Annotated in this window: 21 protein-coding genes; 8 read left to right on the top strand and 13 right to left on the bottom strand. The window is 70.1% G+C overall.

From position 1 onward, the window contains the following. Nucleotides 1-2: 2 nt before the first annotated feature. The 4 genes from Ate02nite_RS10280 to cysC all read right to left on the bottom strand — a co-directional run bounded on the left by Ate02nite_RS10280 (nt 3) and on the right by cysC (nt 6,100). Nucleotides 3-1,232: a protein kinase family protein gene (locus Ate02nite_RS10280; RefSeq protein ID WP_203802741.1), complete on the bottom strand. Its 1,230-nt coding sequence runs from the start codon at nt 1,230-1,232 to the stop codon at nt 3-5. Next, entirely contained in the window at nt 1,229-2,617 is a 1,389-nt protein-coding gene (locus Ate02nite_RS10275) for a hypothetical protein (RefSeq protein WP_239147274.1), read from the bottom strand. The genes Ate02nite_RS10280 and Ate02nite_RS10275 overlap by 4 nt, the downstream gene beginning before the upstream one ends. Then, nucleotides 2,614-4,485 (bottom strand): Wzz/FepE/Etk N-terminal domain-containing protein, encoded by a 1,872-nt coding sequence (locus Ate02nite_RS10270; RefSeq protein WP_203802739.1) that lies wholly within the window; start codon nt 4,483-4,485, stop codon nt 2,614-2,616. Before Ate02nite_RS10270 ends, Ate02nite_RS10275 begins: the two co-directional genes overlap by 4 nt. 94 nt (nt 4,486-4,579) lie before the next feature. Then, nucleotides 4,580-6,100 (bottom strand): adenylyl-sulfate kinase, encoded by a 1,521-nt coding sequence (gene cysC / locus Ate02nite_RS10265; RefSeq protein ID WP_203802737.1) that lies wholly within the window; start codon nt 6,098-6,100, stop codon nt 4,580-4,582. 225 nt (nt 6,101-6,325) lie between these two features. Here cysC and Ate02nite_RS10260 point away from each other — a divergent pair, with 225 nt between their 5' ends. Both Ate02nite_RS10260 and Ate02nite_RS10255 read left to right on the top strand, forming a co-directional pair. Then, nucleotides 6,326-7,561 (top strand): glycosyl hydrolase, encoded by a 1,236-nt coding sequence (locus Ate02nite_RS10260; protein WP_239147273.1) that lies wholly within the window; start codon nt 6,326-6,328, stop codon nt 7,559-7,561. 10 nt (nt 7,562-7,571) lie between these two features. After that, on the top strand, nt 7,572-8,009 hold the full coding sequence (locus Ate02nite_RS10255; RefSeq protein ID WP_275422831.1) for an NUDIX domain-containing protein: 438 nt from the start codon (nt 7,572-7,574) through the stop codon (nt 8,007-8,009). Here the strand turns inward: Ate02nite_RS10255 and Ate02nite_RS10250 are convergent. Then, the gene (locus tag Ate02nite_RS10250) at nt 7,973-8,548 is read right to left on the bottom strand and encodes a TetR/AcrR family transcriptional regulator (protein WP_239147300.1); all 576 of its coding nucleotides are present in this window, start codon (nt 8,546-8,548) and stop codon (nt 7,973-7,975) included. The genes Ate02nite_RS10255 and Ate02nite_RS10250 overlap by 37 nt on opposite strands. Nucleotides 8,549-8,647: 99 nt before the next feature. Between Ate02nite_RS10250 and Ate02nite_RS10245 the strand changes: the two genes are divergently transcribed. Further along, nucleotides 8,648-9,382, top strand: coding sequence for an SDR family NAD(P)-dependent oxidoreductase (locus Ate02nite_RS10245; protein WP_203802731.1), 735 nt, complete (start codon nt 8,648-8,650; stop codon nt 9,380-9,382). A 51-nt stretch (nt 9,383-9,433) separates the two neighbouring features. Here the strand turns inward: Ate02nite_RS10245 and Ate02nite_RS10240 are convergent, their stop codons facing one another. Next, nucleotides 9,434-10,357, bottom strand: coding sequence for a TolB family protein (locus tag Ate02nite_RS10240; protein ID WP_203802729.1), 924 nt, complete (start codon nt 10,355-10,357; stop codon nt 9,434-9,436). Nucleotides 10,358-10,522: 165 nt separating this feature from the next. Between Ate02nite_RS10240 and Ate02nite_RS10235 the strand changes: the two genes are divergently transcribed. The 5 genes from Ate02nite_RS10235 (at nt 10,523) to Ate02nite_RS10215 (ending at nt 14,669) form a co-directional block, all read left to right on the top strand. Further along, the gene (locus Ate02nite_RS10235) at nt 10,523-11,221 is read left to right on the top strand and encodes a response regulator transcription factor (RefSeq protein ID WP_203802727.1); all 699 of its coding nucleotides are present in this window, start codon (nt 10,523-10,525) and stop codon (nt 11,219-11,221) included. Nucleotides 11,222-11,282: 61 nt separating this feature from the next. After that, the gene (locus Ate02nite_RS10230) at nt 11,283-12,488 is read left to right on the top strand and encodes a cytochrome P450 (protein WP_203802724.1); all 1,206 of its coding nucleotides are present in this window, start codon (nt 11,283-11,285) and stop codon (nt 12,486-12,488) included. Nucleotides 12,489-12,499: 11 nt separating this feature from the next. Continuing rightward, nucleotides 12,500-12,697 (top strand): ferredoxin, encoded by a 198-nt coding sequence (locus Ate02nite_RS10225; protein ID WP_203802722.1) that lies wholly within the window; start codon nt 12,500-12,502, stop codon nt 12,695-12,697. Continuing rightward, complete coding sequence (locus Ate02nite_RS10220) at nt 12,694-13,848, top strand: NAD(P)/FAD-dependent oxidoreductase (protein WP_203802720.1); 1,155 nt, start codon at nt 12,694-12,696, stop codon at nt 13,846-13,848. The genes Ate02nite_RS10225 and Ate02nite_RS10220 overlap by 4 nt, the downstream gene beginning before the upstream one ends. After that, nucleotides 13,845-14,669 (top strand): SDR family oxidoreductase, encoded by an 825-nt coding sequence (locus Ate02nite_RS10215; protein ID WP_203802718.1) that lies wholly within the window; start codon nt 13,845-13,847, stop codon nt 14,667-14,669. Before Ate02nite_RS10220 ends, Ate02nite_RS10215 begins: the two co-directional genes overlap by 4 nt. Here Ate02nite_RS10215 and Ate02nite_RS10210 read toward each other — a convergent pair. From Ate02nite_RS10210 to ppc, 7 genes are all read right to left on the bottom strand, one after another. Continuing rightward, on the bottom strand, nt 14,656-15,831 hold the full coding sequence (locus Ate02nite_RS10210) for a hypothetical protein (RefSeq protein WP_203802716.1): 1,176 nt from the start codon (nt 15,829-15,831) through the stop codon (nt 14,656-14,658). The genes Ate02nite_RS10215 and Ate02nite_RS10210 overlap by 14 nt on opposite strands. Continuing rightward, nucleotides 15,828-16,337, bottom strand: a complete 510-nt coding sequence (locus tag Ate02nite_RS10205) for a DUF4365 domain-containing protein (RefSeq protein ID WP_203802714.1) — start codon at nt 16,335-16,337, stop codon at nt 15,828-15,830. Before Ate02nite_RS10205 ends, Ate02nite_RS10210 begins: the two co-directional genes overlap by 4 nt. A 165-nt stretch (nt 16,338-16,502) precedes the next feature. Then, the gene (locus Ate02nite_RS10200) at nt 16,503-17,213 is read right to left on the bottom strand and encodes an ABC transporter permease (protein WP_203802712.1); all 711 of its coding nucleotides are present in this window, start codon (nt 17,211-17,213) and stop codon (nt 16,503-16,505) included. After that, complete coding sequence (locus Ate02nite_RS10195) at nt 17,213-18,124, bottom strand: ABC transporter ATP-binding protein (RefSeq protein WP_203802710.1); 912 nt, start codon at nt 18,122-18,124, stop codon at nt 17,213-17,215. Before Ate02nite_RS10195 ends, Ate02nite_RS10200 begins: the two co-directional genes overlap by 1 nt. Next, on the bottom strand, nt 18,121-18,984 hold the full coding sequence (locus Ate02nite_RS10190; RefSeq protein WP_203802708.1) for an ABC transporter permease: 864 nt from the start codon (nt 18,982-18,984) through the stop codon (nt 18,121-18,123). The genes Ate02nite_RS10195 and Ate02nite_RS10190 overlap by 4 nt, the downstream gene beginning before the upstream one ends. Next, nucleotides 18,977-19,891, bottom strand: coding sequence for an ABC transporter ATP-binding protein (locus tag Ate02nite_RS10185; RefSeq protein WP_203802706.1), 915 nt, complete (start codon nt 19,889-19,891; stop codon nt 18,977-18,979). Before Ate02nite_RS10185 ends, Ate02nite_RS10190 begins: the two co-directional genes overlap by 8 nt. A gap of 80 nt (nt 19,892-19,971) precedes the next feature. Then, entirely contained in the window at nt 19,972-22,767 is a 2,796-nt protein-coding gene (ppc, locus tag Ate02nite_RS10180; RefSeq protein WP_203802705.1) for a phosphoenolpyruvate carboxylase, read from the bottom strand. Nucleotides 22,768-22,797 lie beyond the last annotated feature (30 nt).

Raw genomic sequence — 22,797 nt, 5'->3', positions numbered from 1 at the left:
GGTCAAAGCTCCTCGACCCGGCGGATCAGCACCGGGAGCAGCCAGGTGCCCAGCACGCCCAGGCGGGCGCCGGCTTCCGCCTGGCGGTCGGTCAGATAGCGGACGGCCAGGTCCACCAGGTACAGCAGGGCGGTCACCTCGCGGGCCGCGGCGGGCACCCCGAACGGGGCGAGCAACTCGCCGGCCCGGCGCACGGTCTGCTCGACCGCGTCCGGGGCGTCGCCGGTCGACTGGATGCGCCGCTGGAGTTCGTGGTGAATCGCGTCGAAGCCCATCGGCACCCCGGTGGCGAACCGTTCCCAGTCCCACACCAGCAGCGCGTCGGCCAGGTTCGCCATGTTCCAGGGCGCCCAGTCGCCGTGCCACGCGCCGTACCGGAAGGTGGTGTCCCCGGCGTGCTTGACCAGCAACTCGGCCGCCGTGGTCAGGCCGGCCGCCTCGGGCCGGTCAGCCACCGCGGCGAGCCGGTCGCGCAGTTGCCGCCAGTAGGTGCTGGTGTCGATCGGGCAGTCGGTGTAACCGCAGCACCCGGCGATGTCGAGCATCGCGTCGACCAGCCGGCGTTGGCTCAGCGGGGCGCGCGGCCGCCAGACCGGCAGCGCCGACTGGATCAGCACCTCGAGGCCGCGCCACTCGCCGGAGTGCAGCACCCGCGGCACGGTCAGCCTGGTCAGGCCGCAGGTGGCGAGCGTGTAGAGCGCCTTCGTCTCCGCTTTGACCAGGGTCTGGGTGAGCGGGCCGGTGCCCAGTTTGCCGAAGCCGAAGGTGTCACCCTCCGGGCCGATCAGCTGCAGCACCGGTTTGCGGTTGGCGCGGGCCGGGCCGATGTGGACACTGACCGCCAGCTCGCGGCCGAGCTGTTCGCTCAGGTAACCGTCGATGCTCGACGAGTACGGTCCGGTGACCCGCACCCGGTCGCGCAGCAGCACCGCGGACGCGCCGGTGCGGACCGCGGCGACCACCGCGTCCCGCTTCAGTTTCGCGGTCCGCGACTGCGGCTCGGCGTACCGGCGGACCGCGGCCGCGGCCACCCGGCGCGAACCGGACGGCACCAGCAGACGGGGTCGGCGGGCGTCCGGGACGACCATGTACTCGGCGATCGGCGTGCCCGGCGAGCCGTCGGTGCGGCACGGCCACGGGTACAGGAGATCGAGCACCTCGGTCAGGTACTGCGTGCGCAGCGCCGCGTCGTTGGCGGTGAGCTCAGCCGGCGCGGTCTTGACCGGACTCATTGGGATTTATCCCCCTCTAGTTGATGGCCTGCCGCGTCGTTACGCCACAGCAGCGCGAATGCCAGAACCGTGAAGGCCAGGGGGGTGACCAGCGAGTTGTACCAGAGCATCGCCGAGAACGAGGTGACCAGAGCGGCGCTCCCGGCCACCCCGATCGCGCTGCGGTCCCGGCGGAACCGCCACAGGCCGAACAGGAAGAAGCCGAGGTAACCGGCAGTGCCGGCGGCGCCGTGCGCGTAGAGGAGTTGCCACAGCTGGCCGTTGCCGCCGACGGTGAAGTTGCCGCAGCGCTCGCAGCCGGCGCTCTCGCCCACGGTGATCGAGTTGCGGCCGCCGACGGTGTTCCGGGTGCCGCCGTAACCGACCACCGGCGAGCCGGTGAAACCGTCGATCGCCCGGTCGATCAGGAACGAGCGGACGCCGTTGGACTTGCCGTTGTCCATCCGGGCGTTGACCACCCCGCCCAACGGGGTGGCGAGCACGGCCACCGCCAGCAGCGCGCCGGCCACCGCGACCACCCCGACGATCCACAGTCGACCGGCCAGCACCTGCCGGAAGGCCACGTAGACCACCAGCACGCCGATCCCGATCCAGAGGCCCCGGTTGAGCGACACCACGGCCGGCACGATCGAGATGAGCAGGCAGAGCACCGCGAACGCCTTGTGCCGGGCCCGTCCGCTCTGCCAGGCCGCCACCAGCAGCCAGCCGGCCAGCAGGCAGAAGTTGTTGCCCCAGGTGTTGGTGTATCCCCAGGGTGCGGCCGGGCGCGGCTTGTCCCCGCCGACGATGTCCATGATCTGCGCGGCGTACGGGTGGACCAGCGACTGCACGAAGCCTTTGGTGCGGATATGACCCGGCAACAGCATCTCGACCGGCGAGGTGAACTCGAAGTGCCCGGCCGCCATGCCCAGGAAGCCACCGGCCACGGTCACCACGAACAGCCAGCCGAGGTACTTGACCAGCCGCTTCTTGGGCAGCTCGGACTCGGTCAGGTTGCCGGCGTAGACCAGCAGCACGGTCAGCGAGAGGTACATGACCAGCTTGTAGGTGACCGCCGGCAGCCGGCCGGTCGCGTGCTCGGGGAGCGTGCCGACCGGGTCGGCGCCCAGGGCGCCGATGCTGACCACGACCACCACCAGGAACAACGCCCACCAGCCGAAGCCGGGCGGCAACATCACCCGCCGGCCCGCGGTCCGCCGTTTCAACAGCAGAAACAGCATGGGTACGGCCATCGCCGCGAAGATGAGTACGCCGAGACCGAGCGCCCACCACAGCGGATAGAACACCAGGATGCTCGCCACCGGCCAGGCCGGCAGGGTGGTGATCTTGGGCGCGCCGTGGGCCGGGCCGCCGATTCGCTCGGTGACCGGGGCTGCCAGGCTCACTTCCCGTCGCCGTCCATGGCCGTACCGTCGGTGCTCGTGCTCTCCTTGACCAGCTCGTCCTTGAGGCCGGACATGTCGATGACCGCGGTGATCTCGTCGGCGACGCGACCCGAGCGCGGGCGCACCTGCGGCTTCTCCGCGGTCTTCTCGTTCGCGGCGGACCGGGCGGCGGCCTTCTCGGCCTGCGCCGCCTTGGCGGCCTTCTCGGCGGCCGACATGGTGTTGGTCGGGAAGCGCATCGGCTGGGTGAGGTCACCGTCGCTCATCGGGTTGTCCAGCGCGGCAGCACCCCGGTCCACGTGCGGCTTGTCGCCGGCCGGCGAGGGCGCCAGCGTGACGGCCGGCGCGGTGGCCTCGGCGACCCGCGGGCCGGACAGCCGGGGCAGCACCACGGCCCCGAGCAGGGGCGTGCCGACCCGCTGCAGCTGCTCGGCCGCGTCCAGCAGGGCGGGCCGGCGGGACCGGCGCAGCTCCACCGCGAGCAGGGCCGCGTCGGCCAGGCTGGCCAAACTCTGCGCGTCGGCGCTGCTGCTGGTCGAGGGCGCCTCGATGACGATGTAACCGCCCTGCCGGCGCAGCGTCTCCAGGGTGTCCTTGAGTCGCTGCGACTGCATCAGGCCGGCCGCGGTGGCCGCGCCGCCGGTGGTGATCACCCGCAGCGACGGGATGCGCGGGGTGCGCTGCAGTGCCCGGGCCAGGCCGACCCGGCCGGCCAGCAGGTCGGACAGGCCGGGCACGGCCGACACGCCGAGCATCCGGGCGAGCGGGGCCGCGTCCATCACGCTGTCCGGCAGGTGCGCGCCGATCAGCACCACGTCGCTGCCGGTCCGGGCCAGGGCGGCGGCCAGGTTCGCGGCGACCAGGGTGGCGGCCGAGCCGCGGCTGGCGCCGGTCACCACGATCACCTGGTCGCTGGGGCGCAGCGTCGCGAGGATCTCGTTGCGCAGCCGGTTGAACACCCGGCCGCCCGCGCCGTACGGCTGGAGCACGTCGTCGAAGTGCGGCGTGGTGCGTTCGTCCAGGGCGGCCAGCACGTTGACCCGGCCCCGGTCGCGCACGTCGGCGGCGGTGCGCAGCCGGCGGTCGAAGCGCTCCCGCAGGAACGCGAGCGCGCAGCCGAACAGCAGGCCGATCATGCCGCCGGTGGCCAGGTTGACCATGCCGTTCGGGCTGATCGGGGTCTCCGGCAGGCGGGCGTCGCTGATGATGCTGCCGGCCCCGACCGTGGTGGTGGTCAGCTCGTTGAGCCGGCCGGTCAGCCCGTTCAGCTGGTTCTGCGAGTTGTTGCGCAGGCTCTGCAGGTTGCTCTCGTCCGGGCTGCCCTTGAGCGCCCGGGACAGCCGGGCGTTGATCCCGGTCATCGTGGTGGTGAGCTGCTTGATCTTGGTGGTGAGGGTCTTGATCTGCTGGTCGAGGCCGCTCTGCGCGGTCTCCTCGCGATTACGCAGGTACGCCTCGGCGAACGAGTGCGACCCGGCCTGGGCCTCCTGCGGGTTGCCGGCCTTGAACGTGATCACCAGGACCGTGGTGTTCGCCGGCACCTCGACCGAGACGCTCTTGGCCAGCTCCAGCGGCGAGCGAGGGCTGCGCAGCAGGGCGGCCGCCTTCGCCGCGACCGCGCCCGAGCCGACCAGCTGCGCCTCGGTGTCCAGGTTGACGCTGCCCTTGGTGCGGCCACCCGACGCGTTCGTGTCCTGGTCGAGAGCCTGCACCAGGACCGCGGTCGACGATTCGTACACCTTCGGCAGGGCGCTGGTCAGCGCCGCGCCCGCACCCAACCCGGCGCCCGTCGCGACCAGGGCGATCCACCAGTGCCGGCGGAACACGCCGAGGTAATGCGAGACATCCGCAGGGCGAGACGCTTCCATCGGTTGGCGGACCTTCCGGGGTGAAGTGAGACGGTGATATTGGGCGATTTGCCCCCAGGGAGGTAAACGTCTCACGCCCGCCTTCGTGATGGGTTTAGCCCAGTTTCGGCTCCACCCAGCCGTGTTCCACGAGGTATGCGAGCACCAGTTCGACCGCCTCGGGGACGGTGATCGTGGTGGTGTCGATGGTCAGTTCGGCGTCGGCCGGCGTCTCGTAGGGATCGTCGATCCCGGTCATGCCGCGCAACTGACCGGCCCGCGCCCGGGCGTAGAGGCCCTTGCGGTCGCGCTGCTCGCACACCTCGAGCGGGGTGGCCACGTGCACCAGCAGGAAACCGGCGCCGGCCTCGGTGGCCATCCCCCGGACCGCGGCCCGGGCCTCTTCGTAGGGTGCGATCGGGCAGGCCACGGCCATGCCCCGGTGCCGGCCGATCTCGGCGGCGACCCAGCCGATCCGGCGTACGTTGCGGTCGCGGTCGGCCTTGCTGAAGCCCAGCCCCGCGGAGAGCTCGCGCCGCACCACGTCGCCGTCCAGCAGCGTCACCGTGCGTTCGCCGGACTCGCGCAGCGAGTCGGCCAGACCGCGGGCGATTGTCGACTTGCCCGAGCCGGAGAGGCCGGTGAAGAACACCACCAGACCCCGGTGCCGGCGCGGCGGCCGGGCCCGGACCAGCTCCTTGGCCACCGCCGGGGGAGTGTGCCACTCGGGCAGCGGGAAACCGCGGTCGAGCAGGTCGTCGATCTCTGACGGGGTCATCGCGAGGCGGCGGTTGCGCGGCGGGATGTCGTCCCGCCAGCGCCACTGGCCGTCCCGGTTGTCGTAGGCCAACTCGCGCGGCACCAGCACGTGCAGGCCCCGGCCGGAGAGCATCTCGCCGCCGGAGAGCACGTGGGTGGCGCCGTACGCGGCGACGACGCGGGCCCGCAGCATCGCGTCGCGCATCTCGTCGCCCCGGGTGAGCAGCGGCACGGCCACCACCGTGGCCGGGGGCATCCGGTCGCGGGCCGAGAAGACCGACCGGACCAGCGCCTCGGGCGGCAGACCGTCGGGCCCGGGACCGCTCACCGGGATGAGGATCAGCAGGTGCGCGGCGAGGGTGCGGGCCGCGTGCGCGATCTGGGCGAGCTGCGGGCGGTGCAGCGGCCGGTCGGCGATCACGCCGAGCACCCGGCCCGGCGGCAGCAGCACCTTGACCTCGGCCGGCGTGCGCCGCAACCGTTGGAACGGGCCGTGCCCGCCGTCGCCCATCCGGCGCACCGTGCCGCCGACGCCGTAGGTGCGCTCGCCGGTCGACCAGGCGTCGCTGACCTCGAGCGCCGCCACCGGCGCGCCCTCCGGGTCGGTCAGGATGATCGTGCGGTGCAGCGGGTCGTCCAGCTCCAGGCCGTTGACCAGCTCGGACGGCACGTCGAGGGTCACCGGGACCGGCCAGGACGTGCCGTCGGCGAGGCGCCCGCGGCGGCGTAACGCGTCCAGGTCGGGGCGGCCGAGAAAGCCGGTCAGCGGTGTGTAGGCGCCGCTGAGCAACAGCTCCAGGTCCGCGAGCTCGTGTGGGAGCGGCGTATAAGACGGCGCGTCGCGCAACACGTCCTCGGGAAGCACCGAACCATTCACCTTTGCATCCCCCTGCGGCCGACTAGGGGGACAGTTTCGCAGCACCGGCGGTCGTGGTCGAGGGCAGGGCGGAGCGGCCGATCTGTCCAACTTTCCGGTGCCTTTCCCGCATCAGGTATTGGACAAACCGGATCTTCGTCACAATACTGGCACCTCGTGACCCGACGCCCGCGACGACTCCGGTTTGTACACTTCGCCGCCGTACCGGTGGCCTTCGTGCTGTCCGTGGCGACGACCCTCGTCTGGGCCTGGACCGGCGGCGTCGATCAACTCGGGCTGCCGTTCGGCTCGGTCGGGGATCCCACCGTCTCGTTACCGGTCATCGCCGCCCCGGATTTCCCGGCCCTCGGCGACAATCGGCGCCTGCTGCCCGGCCGGAAGTCGCCCAGTGCGGGTCCCTCCACCACTGCGGACGACCCGACCGTGGCGCTTGCCCCGGGCGCGCTCTCGAACCAACCGGCGCCTCGCATCGCGGTACCCGGCCTGGTCCCCGGCGCGGCCGCGCCGCGCACCCACTGCCGCACCGGCCGCAAGCTCGTCCCCACCTGCAACGTGCTGTGGGGGGTCGCGCCCGGCGCGCACACCGAGAGCCGCGGCGCCAGTGCGCTCGCCGCCTTCGAACGCAAGACCGGTCGCACCCAGGCGATCTACCACGCTTATCACGGCGGGATCCGGCAGCTGTTCCCCACCGACCAGGAGATCGCGATCGCGCACCAGCCCGGTCGCCATCGCATCCTGTTCCTCAACTGGAAGCCGGAGTCGGCCTCGTGGGCCGCGATCGCCCGCGGTGACCGGCGCACCGACGCGTTCCTGGACCGGCTCGCCGTACACATCAAGAAGAACTTCCCCGAGCAGTTCTTCTTCGCCGTCCACCACGAGGGCGAGAACGACGTCCGGGAGCGGGCCGGCTCCGGTTACACCGCACGCGATTACGCGGCCATGTACCGGCACGTGATCAACCGGCTGCGCGCGCACGGCGTCAACAACATCGTCAGCGTGCTGGTGCACATGGCGTACGTGAAGCACGCGCAGCAGAGCTGGTTCAACTACATGTACCCCGGCGACGACGTGGTCGACTGGATCGGCTTCGACACGTACGCCTACAGCGACCCCGGTTACGGCCACGGCGACTTCGCCGAGATCTTCAACCGCCGGATCGAGGGAAAGCGCGCCTGGCCCGGCTTCTACAACTGGGCCCTCTCCCGGCATCCCGGCAAACCGCTGATGATCGCCGAGTGGGGGGTCTGGTCCTCCCGGCGCAACACCGGTTACAAGGTCGACTTCTATCGGGATCTGGGCGACGAGCTTCGCCGCTTCCCGAAGATCCGGGCGATGGTGCAGTTCGAGACCCCGCACAACCAAAAGGGGCAGGACTCCTCGGTGGACAGCACGCAGGCCGCCCTGCACGCGTACCAAAGATTGGGCAAACTCCCTATCTTCCAGGTCGCGGTCACGCCGTAAGGTGCCAGGGGTGAGCCTGTTGGTAGCCGCCGGAGCGCTGTTCCGCGACGCCGACGGCCGGATCATGATGGTGCGCACCCACTACAAGGACGAGTGGGAGATCCCCGGCGGAATGGTCGAGGAGGGCGAGACGCCCTCCGAAGCCTGCACCCGAGAGGTACGCGAAGAGCTCGGTCTAGTGGTCTCGCCCGGCCAGGCACTGATCATCGACTGGGCCCCGCACCCGACCGAGGGCGACAAGCTGCTCTTCCTCTTCGACGGCGGCATCCTGACCGAAGCCCAGCACGCCGCCATCGAATTCACCGACGGCGAGATCCTGGAATGGGCGTACATCCCGGTCGCCCACCTGGCGGAATACACAGTGGACCGCCTGGCCCGCCGCATCCGGGCCGCGGTCCCCGGCGAGACCCGCTACCTGGAGAACGGCCGGCTTGCGGGCAGCGCCTGATCGACCAGGACGGCGGCGATGGCGGCGGCGGTGCTGAACGCGTCGGTGTTGAGCACCCGGCTGCGGGCCGAGGCGCCGTCCAGCAGTAGCGCCAGTTGCTCGCCGAGCTGTTCCGGGTGGGTGACACCGGCCTCGCGGGCGGTCTCGGCGAACCGGGCGGCAAAGCCCTTCTTGTAGGTGGTGGCCTCCACCCGGGCCGGGTGGTCCGGGTCGGGGATCTCGACGGCCGCCGCGATGAACGGGCACAGCGGCGAGTGCACGTCGAACGGGGCGAGGAGCCGCTCGCGAGGCGTGAGGTCGGTGCGGTCGAACACCTCGGGCAGGATGTCCGGGTCGAAGCGGCGCAGGCCCTCGGCGATCAGCTCGTCCTTGCCGGCGAAGTGCTGGTAGAGCGTGCGCTTGGACACCTCGGCGGCCGTGCAGAGCTGGTCCATGCCGGTGCCGTTGATGCCCTGCTCGCGGAACAGTCGCTGGGACGCGCTGAGGATGCGCTCGCGTGCGCCCCGGCCGCGACGCAGGCCCCGCGGTCCCTTCTCCATCTCGGTCACCGGCCCAGCATAGCCGTCTTGGGTACCGATCGGTGTGCATAGCTGCTACGTTAAGCACTCAGGTCGGTGTACTTAACCAAGGGAGTGCTTGTGGGAAAGCTCGACGGCAAGGTTGCGGTGATCACCGGCGGGACCAGCGGGATGGCGCTGGCCGGTGCGAAGTTGTTCGTTGACGAGGGAGCGCACGTCTTCATCTCGGGCCGGCGGAAGGACGCGCTGGACGAAGCGGTCAAGCTGATCGGCCGCAACGTGACCGGCGTGCAGGCCGACTCGGCCGACCTCGACGACCTGGACCGCCTGTTCGAGACGGTCAAACAGGAGAAGGGTGCGATCGACGTGCTCTGGGCCAGTGCCGGGACGGGCGAGCAGGGCCGGCTCGGCGAGATCACCGAGAAGCAGTTCGACGCCGCCTTCACGCTGAACGCGCGCGGCACGCTGTTCACCGTCCAGAAGGCGCTGCCGCTGTTCAACGACGGCGGCTCGATCTTCATGACCGGGTCGAACGCGTCGCTCCGGGGCTACCCCGACTGGAGTGTGTACGCGGCGAGCAAGGCCGTGCTGCCCGCCTACGCCCGGGTGTGGGTCTCCGAGCTGCGCGACCGGCGGATCCGGGTGAACGTGCTGACCCCCGGCCAAGTAGCCACGGCCCTGATGGCCGAGGTGATGGACGAGCAGCTGAAGGCACAGTTCGAGTCCGTGATCCCGCGACGCGAGATGGGCCGCCCGGAGGAGATCGCGTCGGCCGCGTTGTTCCTGGCCTCCGACGACTCAAGCTACGTCAACGGCCAGGAACTGGTCGTCGACGGCGGAACCACGGTGATCTGAGAGTTTGGTGCGGGCTCCGACGACGTCGCCGGGGCCCGCGGAGTTGTTCGGTCAGCGCTTTCGTGGTTGCCAGTCGGGGAAGCCCTCGGCGGCGGGCTGCACGCCGTACAGCAGCTTCTTCGCTGTGCCGTCGGCTCGCATCAGCCAGAGGTCGCCGAGGAGGCTGGTCCGGTCGGTCCCGAACGTGATGTAGCGGCCGTCCGGTGACCAGGCCGGCCCGAGGTCGAAGAAGTTGCCGGTGGTCAGCCGCCGGAACTTGGTGCCGTCCGGGTTGATGGTCCAGATCGACGACTGCCGGAGCGTGTCCCGCTCGAAGACCAGCCGCTTGCCGTCCGGCGACCAGGCCACCTGATGGTCGTAGTCGGGGTTCTTGGTGACCCGCTTGATCTTCCCGGTGGCGAGGGTCAGCACGAAGATATCCCCGACGTCCCCGGTCTCCGACCCGCGGGTGAACGCCACCCGTTTCCCGTCGGGTGACCAGGCCGCCTCGAAGTCGAGCGGGGCCCCTCGGGTGAGCGCCTTCTTCCCCGACCCGTCGCTGCGCATCACCCAGAGGTCGAAGCCTCCGTTGACGACCTTGGTGAAGATGATCCGCGTACCCTGCCGGTTCCAGACCGGATCCCGCGCGTCCATCCCGGTGGTGAGTCGCTTCTGATGCCGCCCGTCGGCATCCATCGTCCAGATCGCGCCGTGCCCGAAGGGCGCCGGAGTCCGCCAGAACACCAGCTTCGTCCCGGCCCCGTTCCAGGCCGGCGCGAGTTCGTTGAGTCCCGGTGTGTTGGTGAGCCGCCGGGCGTTCTTCCCGTCCGCTCCGATAGTCCACAGGTCGGTCTGGGTGTGATCCCCCGCCACCGACTCCCGCTGAAAGGCGATCCGCCCGTTCCGTCCGGGGAACGCGGCCTCCGCCCCGGTCGGTCCGACGAGGACAATCCCCGCCGCGACCACCGTGACCAGCCCTAACCTTCCGATCCACATCCCTCCAATGTGCGCTGCATCACACCTCGGGGATATGGGCCGATCATCCGTCACCCCTCCGGCGCGGCTCGCGTCGTGGAGTACTGACGCGCCGGGGCGTCGGGGTGCTTGAATCGATGCGTCCCGATGCCATTGGCCGGTCCGGCCGCGAAGTGAGGTCTGCGCATGCGCGTCCAGGAGATGGTGCGAACCGGGCTCGATCCGTTGGTGCTGGTGGTGGCACCCGACCCGAGCATGCGCCGGGCTCTGACGGCGGAGCTGAGCCAGGACGGCTACCGGGTCACCGTGACCGCGACCGGAGCCGCCGCGGTGCGGTTGCTCGACGAGCAGCGGATCGACCTGGTGGTGGTCGATGTGGACACTCCCGACCTGCACGATCTCGCCCGTGAGCGGCTGACCTTCAGCGACCGCCCGCCGGTCCTCTGCGTGACCGCCTGCGAGTTCCTGGGCGAGCTGCTGCCGATGCTCGGCACCCGGATCGAGGACTACGTCACCAAGCCGTGCCGCAGCGCCGAGTTGCTGGCCCGGGTCCAGGTGCTGGTGCGGGACCGGTCCGGCGCCGGACCGGTGGACGTGCTGCGGCACGGCGACCTGCTGCTCGACGACACCGTCCGCCGGTCCTGGCGAGGCGACCGGCTGCTCGAGGTGACCCCCGCGGAATACCGGCTTCTCCGGCACCTGCTGCGCAACGCCGGCCGGGTGCTGTCCAAGGAGCAGCTGGCCCGGCACGTGTGGGGCGAGACCCGGGCCGGCAACGCGATCGAGCGGCTCGTCTCCCGGTTGCGGCAGAAGGTCGACGAGACGCCGCCGGCCCTGATCCACACGCACCGAGGATTCGGGTACCGGTTGAGCCTCGCGGAGTGATGTCTGCGTTTTGTCAGGTTCGCGTCCGGGTCTCGTCAGGTCACCCTGTTTGCATGGTTTTATGACCGAGATCGAGTACCCGACCACCCGCGAGCCGAGCTGCCCCTTCGCCCCGTCCGCGGCGGTCCGCGAGATGACCCGGGACAACCCGGTCGGCAAGGTGCGCATCTGGGACGGCAGCACGCCGTGGTTCATCACCCGGCACGCCGACCAGCGCGCGCTGCTCAACGACCCGCGCCTGAGCATCGACGAGAAGCGCGCCGGCTATCCGCACATGACCCGGGCCCGCGCGGCGTCCGCCCCGCACCATCCCCAGCTGATCACGAACACCGACCCGCCGGAACACACCCGGCTGCGGCGTACGGTCAACGCCCCGTTCATGGTCAAGCGGGTCGAGGCGCAGCGCCCGCGAATCCAGGAGGTCCTCGACGACCTGATCGACGACATGCTGGACGGCCCGAACCCCACCGACCTGGTCCAGGCGATCGGCCTGCCGGTGCCGACCCTGGTGATCACCGAGATCCTCGGCGCGCCGTATCAGGATCACGAGCTCTTCCAGCACACCAGCCACGTGCTGATCAGTCACGAGTCGACCCCCGAGGAGGCGGCCAAGGCCGGCCAGGCGATCGGCGCCTACCTCAGTGAGCTGCTCGACCGGAAGATCGCCGAACCGGGCGACGACGTGGTGTCCGAGATGGGCGCGCGGGTCGTCGCCGGCGAGATGACCAGGCCGGAGGCCATCACCATGGCCAACGCCATCCTGATCGCCGGGCACGAGACCAGCGCCAGCATGATCTCGCTGGGCACCCTCGCGCTGCTGCGTAACCCGGATCAGCTGGCCCTGCTGCGGGAGAACAGCGACGACCCCAAGTTCGTCGCCAACGCGGTCGAGGAACTGCTGCGTTACCTGACCATCGTGCACAGTGGAATCCGGCGGATCGCCAACGCCGACATCGAACTGCACGACACGGTCATCCGGGCCGGCGACGGCATCATCTTCGACCTGGCCGCCGCGAACTGGGACGACGCCGAGTTCCCCGAGGCCGACCGGCTCGACCTGCGCCGGCCCGCCCGCCAGCATCACGCGTTCGGTTACGGCGTGCACCAGTGTCTCGGCCAGTCGCTGGCCCGGGTCGAGCTGCAGGTCGCCTACGGCACCCTCTACCGGCGCATTCCCACTCTGGCCCTGGCCGTGCCGTTCGAGGAGGTCCCGTTCGCGATGGAGGGCGTCGCCTACGGCCTCAAGTCACTGCCGGTCACGTGGTGAGGGAGACGACGATGCGAGTCGAGTTCGACGAACCCAAATGCGTCGCGGCCGGTCAGTGCGCGATGGTCGCCCCCGATATCTTCGACCAGCGCGACGACGACGGCGTGGCGATCGTCCTGGACGCCACCCCCGGCCCGGAACACTTCGACGAGGTGCGCGAGGCCGCGGCGGTGTGTCCCGCTGCCGCGATCCGCCTGGTGGAGGCGTGAACCGGATCGTCATCGTGGGTGCCTCGGCCGCCGGCCTCGCGGCGGCCGAGACCCTTCGCCGGGAGGGCTTCGGCGGTTCGCTCACGCTGATCGGCGAGGAGATCGAGCCACCGTACGATCGTCCGCCGCTCTCCAAACAGATCCTGGCCTCCACCTGGGATGCCGAGCGGCTGGCCCTGCGCACCCTGGACCAGCTGACCGCGCTGCGCCTGGACCTCCGCCTCGGCGCCCGGGCCATCGGCCTCGACCAGAAAGAGCGGACGATACGCCTCGCCGACGGCACCGACGTGCCCTACGACGGTCTGATCGTGGCGACCGGGGTACGGCCACGTCGCCTTCCGGGTCCGGGCGCGCATGTCCTCCGTACCGTCAGGGACGCTCTTGACCTGCGGAAAAGCTTGCGCCCCGGCACCCGCCTGGCCATCGTCGGCGCCGGGTTTCTCGGCGCGGAATGCGCCGCCGTGGCCCGCGGCCTCGGCTGCGAGGTCGTCCTGCTGGAACCGGCTCCCGTGCCGCTCGCCCACGCGGTGGGTGAGCAGATCGGCCAGGTCCTGTCGCAGGCGCACCGCGACCACGGCGTAGACCTGCGCACCGGGGTGACCGTCACCGGCGTCACCGGCACCGGCGTGCAGCTCGGCCACGAGTCACTCGCGGCCGACGAGGTGCTGGTCGCCATCGGATCGGCCCCGAACACCGAATGGCTCCTAGGCTCCGGTTTGGAGATCGACGACGGGGTCGTCTGCGACGAGTACAGCGCGGCGGCGCCCGACGTCTACGCGGCCGGCGACGTGGCCCGCTGGCACAACCCGCTGTTCGGCGTGGCCATGCGGATCGAACACCGCACCAACGCCGCCGAGCAGGGCCTGGCGGCCGCCCGCAACCTGCTGAATCCGCAGGCCCGCAAGCCGTTCGCGCCGGTGCCCTACTTCTGGTCCGACCAGTACGACCTGAAGATCCACGCCTACGGCTACCTGCGCGGCCACGACGAGGTCGAGGTCGTCGAGGGCTCGCTGGCAGACCGGCGATTCCTGGCCGCGTACCGCAAGGGCGACCGCGTGGTCGGCGCCCTGGCCGTAGGCATGCCCCCCAAGGCCATCCGCCCCTGGCGGCAGGCCATTGCCCTGAGCACCCCGTGGAAGGACATCAGATGACGGTCGTAGTGGTCACCGGCGCCGGCGGAATGGGCACCGCAGTGGCCCGCCGAATCGGCAGCGGCCAAACCGTGCTGCTGGCCGACGCTTCCCCCGAGGCCCTGGACCGAGCGGTAGCCGCCCTGCAGGCCGAGGGATACACGGTGAAAGGCCAGGTCACCGACGTGTCCGACGGCCCGTCGGTGGTCAAGCTGGCCGAGGCCGCCGCGGCCGAGGGCCGCTTGACCGCCGTCGTGCACACGGCCGGCGTCTCGGCCGCAACCGCGACCGCCCACCAGATCATGGCGGTAGACCTGCTGGGCACCGCCCACGTAATCGAAGCGTTCGAGCCGGTGGCAACCCAGGGCATGTCGCTGGTCTGCATAGCCAGCATGGCCGGCCACTACGCAACGCTGACCCCCGCGGAGGAGATGGCCCTGGCCACGACCCCCACCGCCGACCTGCTGTCACTGGACGTAGTGGTCCAGGCGGCGACCTTGGAGCCGGTGGCGGCCTACATCCTTGCCAAACGCGCCAACCAGGTGCGGGTAGAGACCGCCGCCCTGGCCTACAACCGCCGAGGCGCCCGCATCAACACGGTCAGCCCCGGCGTCATCTCCACCGCAATGGCGAAGGCAGAACAGGAAGGCGAGGCCGGCAAGCACATGATGGCGTCACTTGTGGCCTGCGGAATCGGCCGCACCGGCACGCCGGGCGAACTCGCCGAGGCGGTCGCGTTCCTGACAGGTCCGGCCTCGCTCTACATCACCGGCACCGACATCCTGATCGACGGCGGCCAGGCCGCCTGGCTCCGCCGCCACCGCCTGCTCAGTCCTGGGTAGCGATTACCCGGAAAGCCGCCGGATTCGTCAGGTACAGCCGAGTGCCGCGCCGAACCAGGTCACCGCGAACCGAGACGATCGACATCTCCCGGTGGGCCAGAGTGGCGGTCGAATAGTCCTCGTCGGTCAGGTTCATCCAGACGCGCCGCAGCCGATCGTCGCCCTCAACCGACCCGGCGATGCTGATCTCTCCCGATCCGGCACCTTCGCGGTGTAGCCGGACGACGTTGCCGGCGACGACGACACCTTCCTCGGGAATTCGTTCTCGCAATTCCTGGGCGGCAGAGGAGAGCACCGGGATGTGGTCTCGGCGAAAATGAATCGGCGGCAGCGGCCGGGCACGAATCGGGCGAGATGGTGCCAAACGAAGCGAGAGTTCGAACGGATGACCCGCCTCGCCACCGAGTCCGACCAGCGCCTCGCAGAGGTTGGCGCTGATGCCGTCCGGCACGGACTCGGTGAAGACGCCGAGCCCACTCGGATCAATCAGGGCATCGTTGGCGGCATTGTGGGCCGCACGCACCGCGTCGTAGAGGCGTAGCGAGACTCGTCGTTCGAATGGCTCGGCTGGTTCAAATCCGCCGGCCTGCTCGGTCTCGAAGAGGGTGGGCTGGAGGGGAGAGAGCCGAGGGGGGACCGGCGTGTGAACCGAGAGCACAAAGCTTCCCTCGGCGGACGGGCCGATGCGCACATCGCGGAGGAACTTCAGCACCTCGGCCGATTTCCGAGCGGGCTGCACCGCGCGCGGTTGGGCGACGCTGACCGTGTAGGCCGCGGCAATCACGAGGTTCCGGACGCTTTCGTATGCCTGGACGCCGTCATCGAGGCCGATCATCCCGGGCGCATTGTCCGGCGGAAAGGTTCGAACGGTGTGGACGTCCATCGACACGTTGGAGATGTCGGTGAGCACTTCCAGCTCTGACCGATCCTCGGAGATCGCGACTACGTTCAAGAGATCGCGAACCCGCGCGGCATAGTCGCGAATCGTCGATTCCTGCGGCTGGAGTGCTTCGAATTCCTCGTCATCCACCGTTTTGACCCACTGCACGGCGCTTCCTTCGCGGCTGCGGATCGTCCAATCGTGAGCGCGAAGGTACATCGCCAACTCGGATGGGAGTCGCGCCGCGAGGGCGTCGCGATCGGTGACCTGGGCTCGGATCATCGCGCCGCTCCCTCCAGATCCCCATCGAGTAGCCGGCCGAGCGTTTCGACGGTAAGCAGATTCCGCAGCGGGACCTGCACGGTCACCCGCGTGGAGTCGTCCTCCTCGGTCAGCAGCGTGTCCCGGTTCGCGAGCGAAAGCCAATATGCCGCAGTGCTCAGTCGCATGTGCTGGTCGGTGCAGACCGCATAATCCTCGGTCGCTCTCGGCACCACAACGACGGAGAGGAACCGCGGAACCTGGAAGCCGGCTCCGGCCAGATGGTTGAAATGCCGGACCTTGAGCGGTTGGTGTATCTGGTCGTCTTTGATCAGTGGAGCTGACGATGACTTGACCTGGATTTCGATCTTCGGCGATCGAGCGGTGCCTCGAGGCCCGGGATGCGCGATCTGCCAGTCGACACCGTCAAGGTCCAGGTTCATGCGCGACGTCGTGAAGCCTCCGGCGCAGGCCAGCGCGTACATATAGCCCTCGCCGTGAAGGCCCTGGTGCACGTTTTTGTTCACAGTCGGCCAGCACCCCCGTGCGCGATGTCGCATCTGAACATCACGCCAAGATACTAGTCGCATGACATCGGCTGGGGAAGAGCGGAGACGGCACAGGCGAGCGCGGTAGCCAGCGGCGCTCGCCCGTACGGTCATTGATCAATTATTGATGATTACTACTGATTCTCAGCTGGTTTCGCCGGCGACGCTGAAGGAGCCCAGGCGGTTTATGGCGAACAAGGTGCCGCCGATGGCGAAGATGGCGGCCATCACCAGGGCTACCGGGAGGGAGACCTTGCCGTCGAGCATGCCGGTGGGGGCCATCCTGTCGGCGATCGTGATGACGTACTGCTCGATCGACAGCACTCGGGTGCCGCTCACCCAGCGGCCCAGCAGGCCCTCCCAGACCAGGATGTAGACCAGGCCCAGCAGTACCGGGCGGCGGGTCACCAGGCTCAGCAGCAGGAACAGCGCCGAATAGGCCACCGCGCCGGCGACCGCGGCGACCGCCAGGGCCACGCCGAACTTGACGCCGTCGGCCAGGACGCCGGCGATGAACAGCGGCACGGCCGCGGCCACCGCCGAGACGCCACCGGCCACCAGGAGCTTGGCCAGGATGATGTCGCGGCGGGGGAGCGGCTTCGTGAGGATGTGGACGATGGTGCCGTCGTCGACCTCGGAACCGAGGACGCCGGTGCCGACGATCAGGCTGATCACCGGCAGGACCACGGCCAGGCCGAGGCCCTGCACGACGGCCTGGCCCCACTGGGTCGGGTCGACGTCGTAGGCGCGGCAGATCAGCGCGAGGCCGACCAGCAGCAGCGGCAACGGCAGCAGCAACAGGACCCGGCGGCGGCCGAACAGGCCGCGGGCGGTGATGTAGGCGACCGTGGACATCATGCCTCCAGCAGGTAGGAGAAGACGCTCTCCAGAGACTCGTCGGACGGCAGCAGGCGGCGCAGCCGGATGCCCTCGCCCAGGGCGATGCGCGGCAGCGCGCGGGTGAAGCTGCCGTAGTCGGAGGCGCGGACGGTGAGGCCGCCCGCCTCGATCTCGACGCCGCTCACCGATTTCTCGCCGATCAGCGCGACCGCCAGGCGACGGTCGTCGGAGCTCTGCACGGCGAAGACGTGCGGCCGGTTGGTCATCAGCCGGCGGATGCGCCGGTAGTCGCCGGAGGCCGCGAGGCGGCCGGCCACGATCACCTGGACCAGGCCGGAGAGCTGCTCGACCTCTTCCAAGATGTGCGAGCTGAACAGGATGGTGTGGCCGCGGTCGCCGAGCGAGTGCAGCAGCTCCATCATGTGCATGCGCTGCCGCGGGTCCATGCCGTTGAACGGTTCGTCCAGCAGCAGCACCTGCGGTTCGTGCACGAGCGCCGCCGCCACCCGGGTGCGTTGCCGCATGCCCTTGGAGAACGTCTCGATCCGGCGGTCCTGCGCGCTTGTCATCTCGACCAGTTCGAGGGCGCGCTGGGCCGCGGCCGCCGGGTCGGGGAGCTTCTGCATCTTGGCGCAGGCCACCACGAACTGCCGGGCGGTCAGGAAGCCGTGTACCGCTTCCTTCTCGGCGACCAGGCCGAGCTGCCGGTAGATGCCGGGGTTGCGCCAGGTCGGCGAGCCGTCGATGGTGACCGTGCCGCGCGACGGTGACAGGAACCCGGCCATCATGTGCAGCACCGTGGTCTTGCCGGCGCCGTTCGGTCCGAGCAGGCCGGTCACCCCGGGCTGCAAGGTCATGCTGATGTCGTTGACCGCGACGACGTTGCCGTACCAGCGGGAGACGTTCTGCAGTTCGACGACGCTCATAGCGAGGCCACCTTCCGGTAGCGGGCCAGTAGGAGCAGCAGGCCCGCGGTGATCAGGCAGAACGCCTCGATGCCGTAGATCACGCCGAAGTCGCCGACGTCGATGCCGAGGTCGTTGCGGCCACGTAGCCAGGCCTCGACGCCGGAGATCAGGCTCATCGGGCTGGCCAGGCCGGCGAGGTCGTTGGCGGTGCGTGACGGCAGCACGCTGAGCACGCCGACGACCGGCGCGGTCATCAGGAAGACCGCGACGATGCCGCCGGCCGCGAACGCGCGCTTACCGGTGAGCGAGGCGATCAGCAGGCTGATGCTGGCGAAGACGAACGCCCACAGCACGCTGTAGGCCCATCCGGGCAACAACAGCCCGACCTCGTGCCAAACCCCGCGCATGCCGGTCTTGGAGGTGAAGGCACCCCCCAAAAACATAATGAGCTGGGGTACGCCGAGCAGCAGCCACACCGCGGTGACCAGCGCGGCTACCTTGGCGATGACGTAGTCGGCGGCCCGCAACGGACGGCTGAAGTACAGCGGCAGCACGCCGGAGCGCAGATCGCGGGAGACCAGCTCGGGCGCCACGATGGCGACGAAGAAGATCACCAGCCAGCTCATCGAGTCGTCGAACGCGTAGTAGTCGAACAGCCAGGTACCGGTCTGTGATCGCACCGCCGCGTTGATCACCGCGACGAGCAGCACGATCCCGGCCACACCCCACGGGAAGATCTTGGACTTGGCCGAGCGGCCCAGGCCGAAGGTGGCCCGCAGCCCGTGCTGGTAGAGAGCGCCCAGCACCGCGGCCCGGCCGAGCCGGGGACCCTCGTAGCGCTGGTACCCGATGTCGTGGATGACGCCGGCGTCAGACATCGGCCGTCTCCTTCGCGGTGAAGAGCTCGGCGACGCGGTGACGCCGCTGGTCGAGACGGTGCAACGGCAGGTCGAGGTCGGCTACGGCGCGCAGGATCCGGTCGTACGCGCTCTCGGACTCGAGCGGGACCAGCAGCTGCCGGCCGTCCGGAGTGACGATGAAGCCGAGGGCGCGCAGCGCCGAGGCGAGCTCGTCGGTGCCCTCGCTGACCTCGACGGCGAGCACATCGGACGCCGTGGTCATGCTGGAGATCCGGTCGGCGCGCAGCAGCCGGCCGGCCTCGATCGCGATGAGCGAGTCGCAGATCCGCTCGACCTCGCCGAGCAGGTGCGAGCAGACCACCACGGAGATGCCGAACTCGGTGCCGATCCGGTGGATCAGGGTGAGCATGGCGTCCCGGCCGGCCGGGTCGAGGCCGTTCGTCGGCTCGTCGAGCAGCAGCAGGTCGGGGTCGTGCACGAGCGCCTGGGCCAGCTTGACCCGCTGCTTCATGCCGGTGGAGTAGCCACCGATCTGCCGGTAGCGCTCCTCGTAGAGGCCGACGTGGCGCAACGCCTCGGAGGCCCGCTCGCGCGCCGCGGTCTTGGGCAGGCCACTGAGCCGGCCCACGTGGGTGACGAACTCGGAGGCGGAGACGTCGGGCGGCAGGCAGTCGTTCTCCGGCATGTAGCCGACCCGCGCGCGGACCCGGTCGGTCTCGGTGACCGGGTCGAGCCCGAACACCCGGACCTCTCCCGAGCTGGGCGCCAACAGCCCCAGCATGATCTTGATAAAGGTGCTCTTACCGGCGCCGTTCGCGCCGACGAGCCCGATGACGCCCGCTTCGACGTCGACGGTGAGGTCGGACAGTGCCGTTACCCCACCGCCGTACGTCTTCGTCAGCGTCTGAGTCGCGATGATGGTCACGCGCCCAGCCTAGGAACAGCCCGCACCCTTGCGGATCCGGACGAACCCTGAGAGACGCCTCGGGGTCTCTCAGCTCACTCTCAGCCTGTGTTGCGCATCCCGGCCGCAATGCCGTTCACGGAAGTGAGCAGCGCCCGCTCCAGCGCCGTCGAGTCGGACGGCGCACGGCGTGCGCCCGGCCCGGTGGACGCCTGGTTGTCGGAGTCGGCCAGATCGCGGTACTGCCGGAGCAGCGCGACCTGCAGGTGGTGCAGCGGCAGCAGGTAGGTGTCCCGGACGCCGAGCGTGCGCTTGAGTTCGGGCTGCGAGGCCAGCAGGTCGTTACCGCCGGTGATCGCCAGCACCTCGCGCACGGTCAGTTCGTACTCCTCGCGGATCTTCTCGAAGATCGGGTGGAGGTTCGCCGGGACCAGGGTCTCGACGTAGCGCCGGGCGATGTCCAGGTCGGTCTTGTTCAGCATCATCTCGACGTTCGACAGGAACGTCTTGAAGAACTGCCAGTCGGCTGCCATCTCCTTGATGTGCTCGGTGTGCCCGGCTTCGCGGGCCGCCTTGAGGCCGGTGCCGACGCCGAACCAGCCCGGCACGATCTGCCGGGTCTGGGTCCAGCCGAACACCCACGGGATGGCGCGCAGGCCGCCGAGGCCGGCGTCGGCGTTCGGCCGCTTGGCCGGCCGGGAGCCGATGTTCAGCTGGCCGAGCAGCTCGGTCGGGGTGGCCGCCCAGAAGTACGCCGGCAGGTCCGGGTCCTGGACCAGCGTGCGGTACTGCGCGAACGCGGCGTCGGACGCCACGTCCATGGTGTCGTCCCAGCGGGCCAGCCGCTCCAGGTCGACCGACGGGGTGGTGTGCAGCAGGGTCGCCTGCAGCACGGCCGCGACGGTGAGCTCGAGGTTTTCCCGGGCCAGGGCGGGCAGTGTGTACTTGTCGGAGATGACCTCGCCCTGCTCGGTCACCTTGATCGCGCCGTCCAGCGTGCCGTACGGCTGGGCCAGGATCGCCTCGTGGGTGGGGCCACCACCCCGGCCGACGGTGCCGCCCCGGCCGTGGAACAGCCGCAACCGCACCCCGTGCCGGGCCGCCACGTCACGCAGCGAGCGCTGCGCCTTGTGGATGCGCCACTGCGAGGTGGTGATGCCGGCCTCCTTGTTGGAGTCCGAGTAACCGAGCATGACCTCCTGCACGTCGCCGCGGGCCCGGACGATCTCCCGGTAGGCCGGCAGGTTGAGCATCTCGTCCAGCAGTTCGCCACCGGCGTCCAGCTCGGCCGGGGTCTCCAGCAGCGGCACGATGTTGACCCGGGCCCGGCCGGTGTGGATGTCGACCAGGCCGGCCTCGCGGGCCAGTACCGCCGCCGCCAGCACGTCGTCGACGCCGAGGGTCATCGAGATGATGTAGGTCTCGATGACGTCCGGGCCGAACCGCTCCTGCACGTCCCGGATCGTGTTGAACACGTCGAACGTCTTGCGGGCCGAGTCGGTGAGCGGGGTGTCGGCGCTGGCCAGCGGCCGCCGCCCGCCCAGCTCGGCGGCGAGCAGCTTGGTGCGGTCGGGCCGGTCCAGCGCCGCGTAGTCCTCGACCTCGCCGACCTGTGCGTACATCTGCTGGAGCACCTCGTGGTGCTTCTCGGCGTGCTCGCGCACGTCGAGCGTGGCCAGCTGCAGGCCGAAGGCGGAGACCGTGCGGATCGCCGAGGCGACCACACCGACCGCGGTGAGCTGGCCGGAGTTGCGGGCCAGCGAGGCGCGCATCAGCTCGAGGTCGCTGATCAGCTCGTCGTTGCCGAGGTAGTCGCGGCCGGGCACGTGCGGGGTGCCGCGGCGCAGCCGCTCCCGGGTGTTCGACAGCTTCGCCTTGATCGCCCGGACCTTCAGGCGGTACGGCTCCTCGGCGTTGGTCTTGCGGAACCGCGGCGCGACCTCGGGCAGGTTGTCCAAGTCTTTGGCCAGCGACGCGGACAGGTCGAGCGAGACCCCGCGCAGCCGGCGGGAGACCGACAGCTCGTCGATCAGCTTGTCCATGGCCTTCTCGGCGGACTGGATGCCGTGCTCGTGCTGGATCATCAGGACGTCGCGGGTGACGGCCGGGGTGACGAACGGGTTGCCGTCCCGGTCGCCGCCGATCCACGTGCCGAAGGTCAGCGGGCGCGCGGTCGGCGCGGTCTCCACGCCCAGGTTGCGCAGCGTCTCGGCCAGGTCGGTGAGCACCTGGGGAGCGGCTTCCGCATAGAGATCGCGGAGGTAGTAGACGGCGTTGCGGGCCTCGTCGGTCGGGTCCGGCCGGTCCAGCCGCAGCTCGTCGGTCTGCCACAGCAGGTCGATCAGCTCGGCGAACCGCCGGGTCGAGGCGGTGGTGTCAGAGGCGCCGTAGAGAACCGCGGCGGCCGCCTCGGCGTCCAGCGCGTCGGCCAGCTGCCGCAGCTTGGACAGGATCGAGCGGCGGGACGCCTCGGTCGGGTGCGCGGTGAAGACCGGGCGCACGGCGAGCCGGCGGGCGGCGGCGGCGATCTCGTCGGCCGGCACGCCCTTCTCGGCGATGCGCTTGGCCGCCTGGTCGAGCCAGCCGCCGTCCTGCGCCCGGCGGCGCCGCAGGTCACGGGAGCGGTGCACCTGCTCGGTGATGTTGGCCAGGTGGAAGTAGGTGGAGAACGCGCGGGCCAGCTTGGTGCCGGTGGTGACGTCCATCGCGGCGAGCCGGTCGGCGGCGGCCGCGGCGTCCTGGCGGACCAGGGCACGAACCTCCTCGACCAGGTCGAGCAGCGGACGGCCTTCCTGCCGGGCCAGAGTCTGGCCGAGCAGCGTGCCGATTCGCCGGATATCGGCGCGCAGGGCGGCGTCCGGGCCTTCGGGGTCGAGGTGGCCGGGCTGGTCGGTCATCGGGGCGCTCCTTATGGCAATCAGGTGCTC

The organism is Paractinoplanes tereljensis (assembly GCF_016862435.1).
Lineage (GTDB): Bacteria > Actinomycetota > Actinomycetes > Mycobacteriales > Micromonosporaceae > Actinoplanes > Actinoplanes tereljensis.
This window is presented reverse-complemented; position numbering and strand designations above follow the sequence as displayed.

What these genes read in the sequence shown, in the direction of transcription:
- Ate02nite_RS10280 (WP_203802741.1), bottom strand. Translation starts at nt 1,232, where the DNA reads ATGAGTCCGGTCAAGACCGCGCCGGCTGAGCTCACCGCCAACGACGCG.
- Ate02nite_RS10270 (WP_203802739.1), bottom strand. Translation starts at nt 4,485, where the DNA reads ATGGAAGCGTCTCGCCCTGCGGATGTCTCGCATTACCTCGGCGTGTTC.
- Ate02nite_RS10250 (WP_239147300.1), bottom strand. Translation starts at nt 8,548, where the DNA reads ATGGAGAAGGGACCGCGGGGCCTGCGTCGCGGCCGGGGCGCACGCGAG.
- Ate02nite_RS10240 (WP_203802729.1), bottom strand. Translation starts at nt 10,357, where the DNA reads ATGTGGATCGGAAGGTTAGGGCTGGTCACGGTGGTCGCGGCGGGGATT.
- Ate02nite_RS10235 (WP_203802727.1), top strand. Translation starts at nt 10,523, where the DNA reads ATGCGCGTCCAGGAGATGGTGCGAACCGGGCTCGATCCGTTGGTGCTG.
- Ate02nite_RS10230 (WP_203802724.1), top strand. Translation starts at nt 11,283, where the DNA reads ATGACCGAGATCGAGTACCCGACCACCCGCGAGCCGAGCTGCCCCTTC.
- Ate02nite_RS10225 (WP_203802722.1), top strand. Translation starts at nt 12,500, where the DNA reads ATGCGAGTCGAGTTCGACGAACCCAAATGCGTCGCGGCCGGTCAGTGC.
- Ate02nite_RS10215 (WP_203802718.1), top strand. Translation starts at nt 13,845, where the DNA reads ATGACGGTCGTAGTGGTCACCGGCGCCGGCGGAATGGGCACCGCAGTG.
- Ate02nite_RS10210 (WP_203802716.1), bottom strand. Translation starts at nt 15,831, where the DNA reads ATGATCCGAGCCCAGGTCACCGATCGCGACGCCCTCGCGGCGCGACTC.
- Ate02nite_RS10200 (WP_203802712.1), bottom strand. Translation starts at nt 17,213, where the DNA reads ATGTCCACGGTCGCCTACATCACCGCCCGCGGCCTGTTCGGCCGCCGC.
- Ate02nite_RS10195 (WP_203802710.1), bottom strand. Translation starts at nt 18,124, where the DNA reads ATGAGCGTCGTCGAACTGCAGAACGTCTCCCGCTGGTACGGCAACGTC.
- Ate02nite_RS10190 (WP_203802708.1), bottom strand. Translation starts at nt 18,984, where the DNA reads ATGTCTGACGCCGGCGTCATCCACGACATCGGGTACCAGCGCTACGAG.
- ppc (WP_203802705.1), bottom strand. Translation starts at nt 22,767, where the DNA reads ATGACCGACCAGCCCGGCCACCTCGACCCCGAAGGCCCGGACGCCGCC.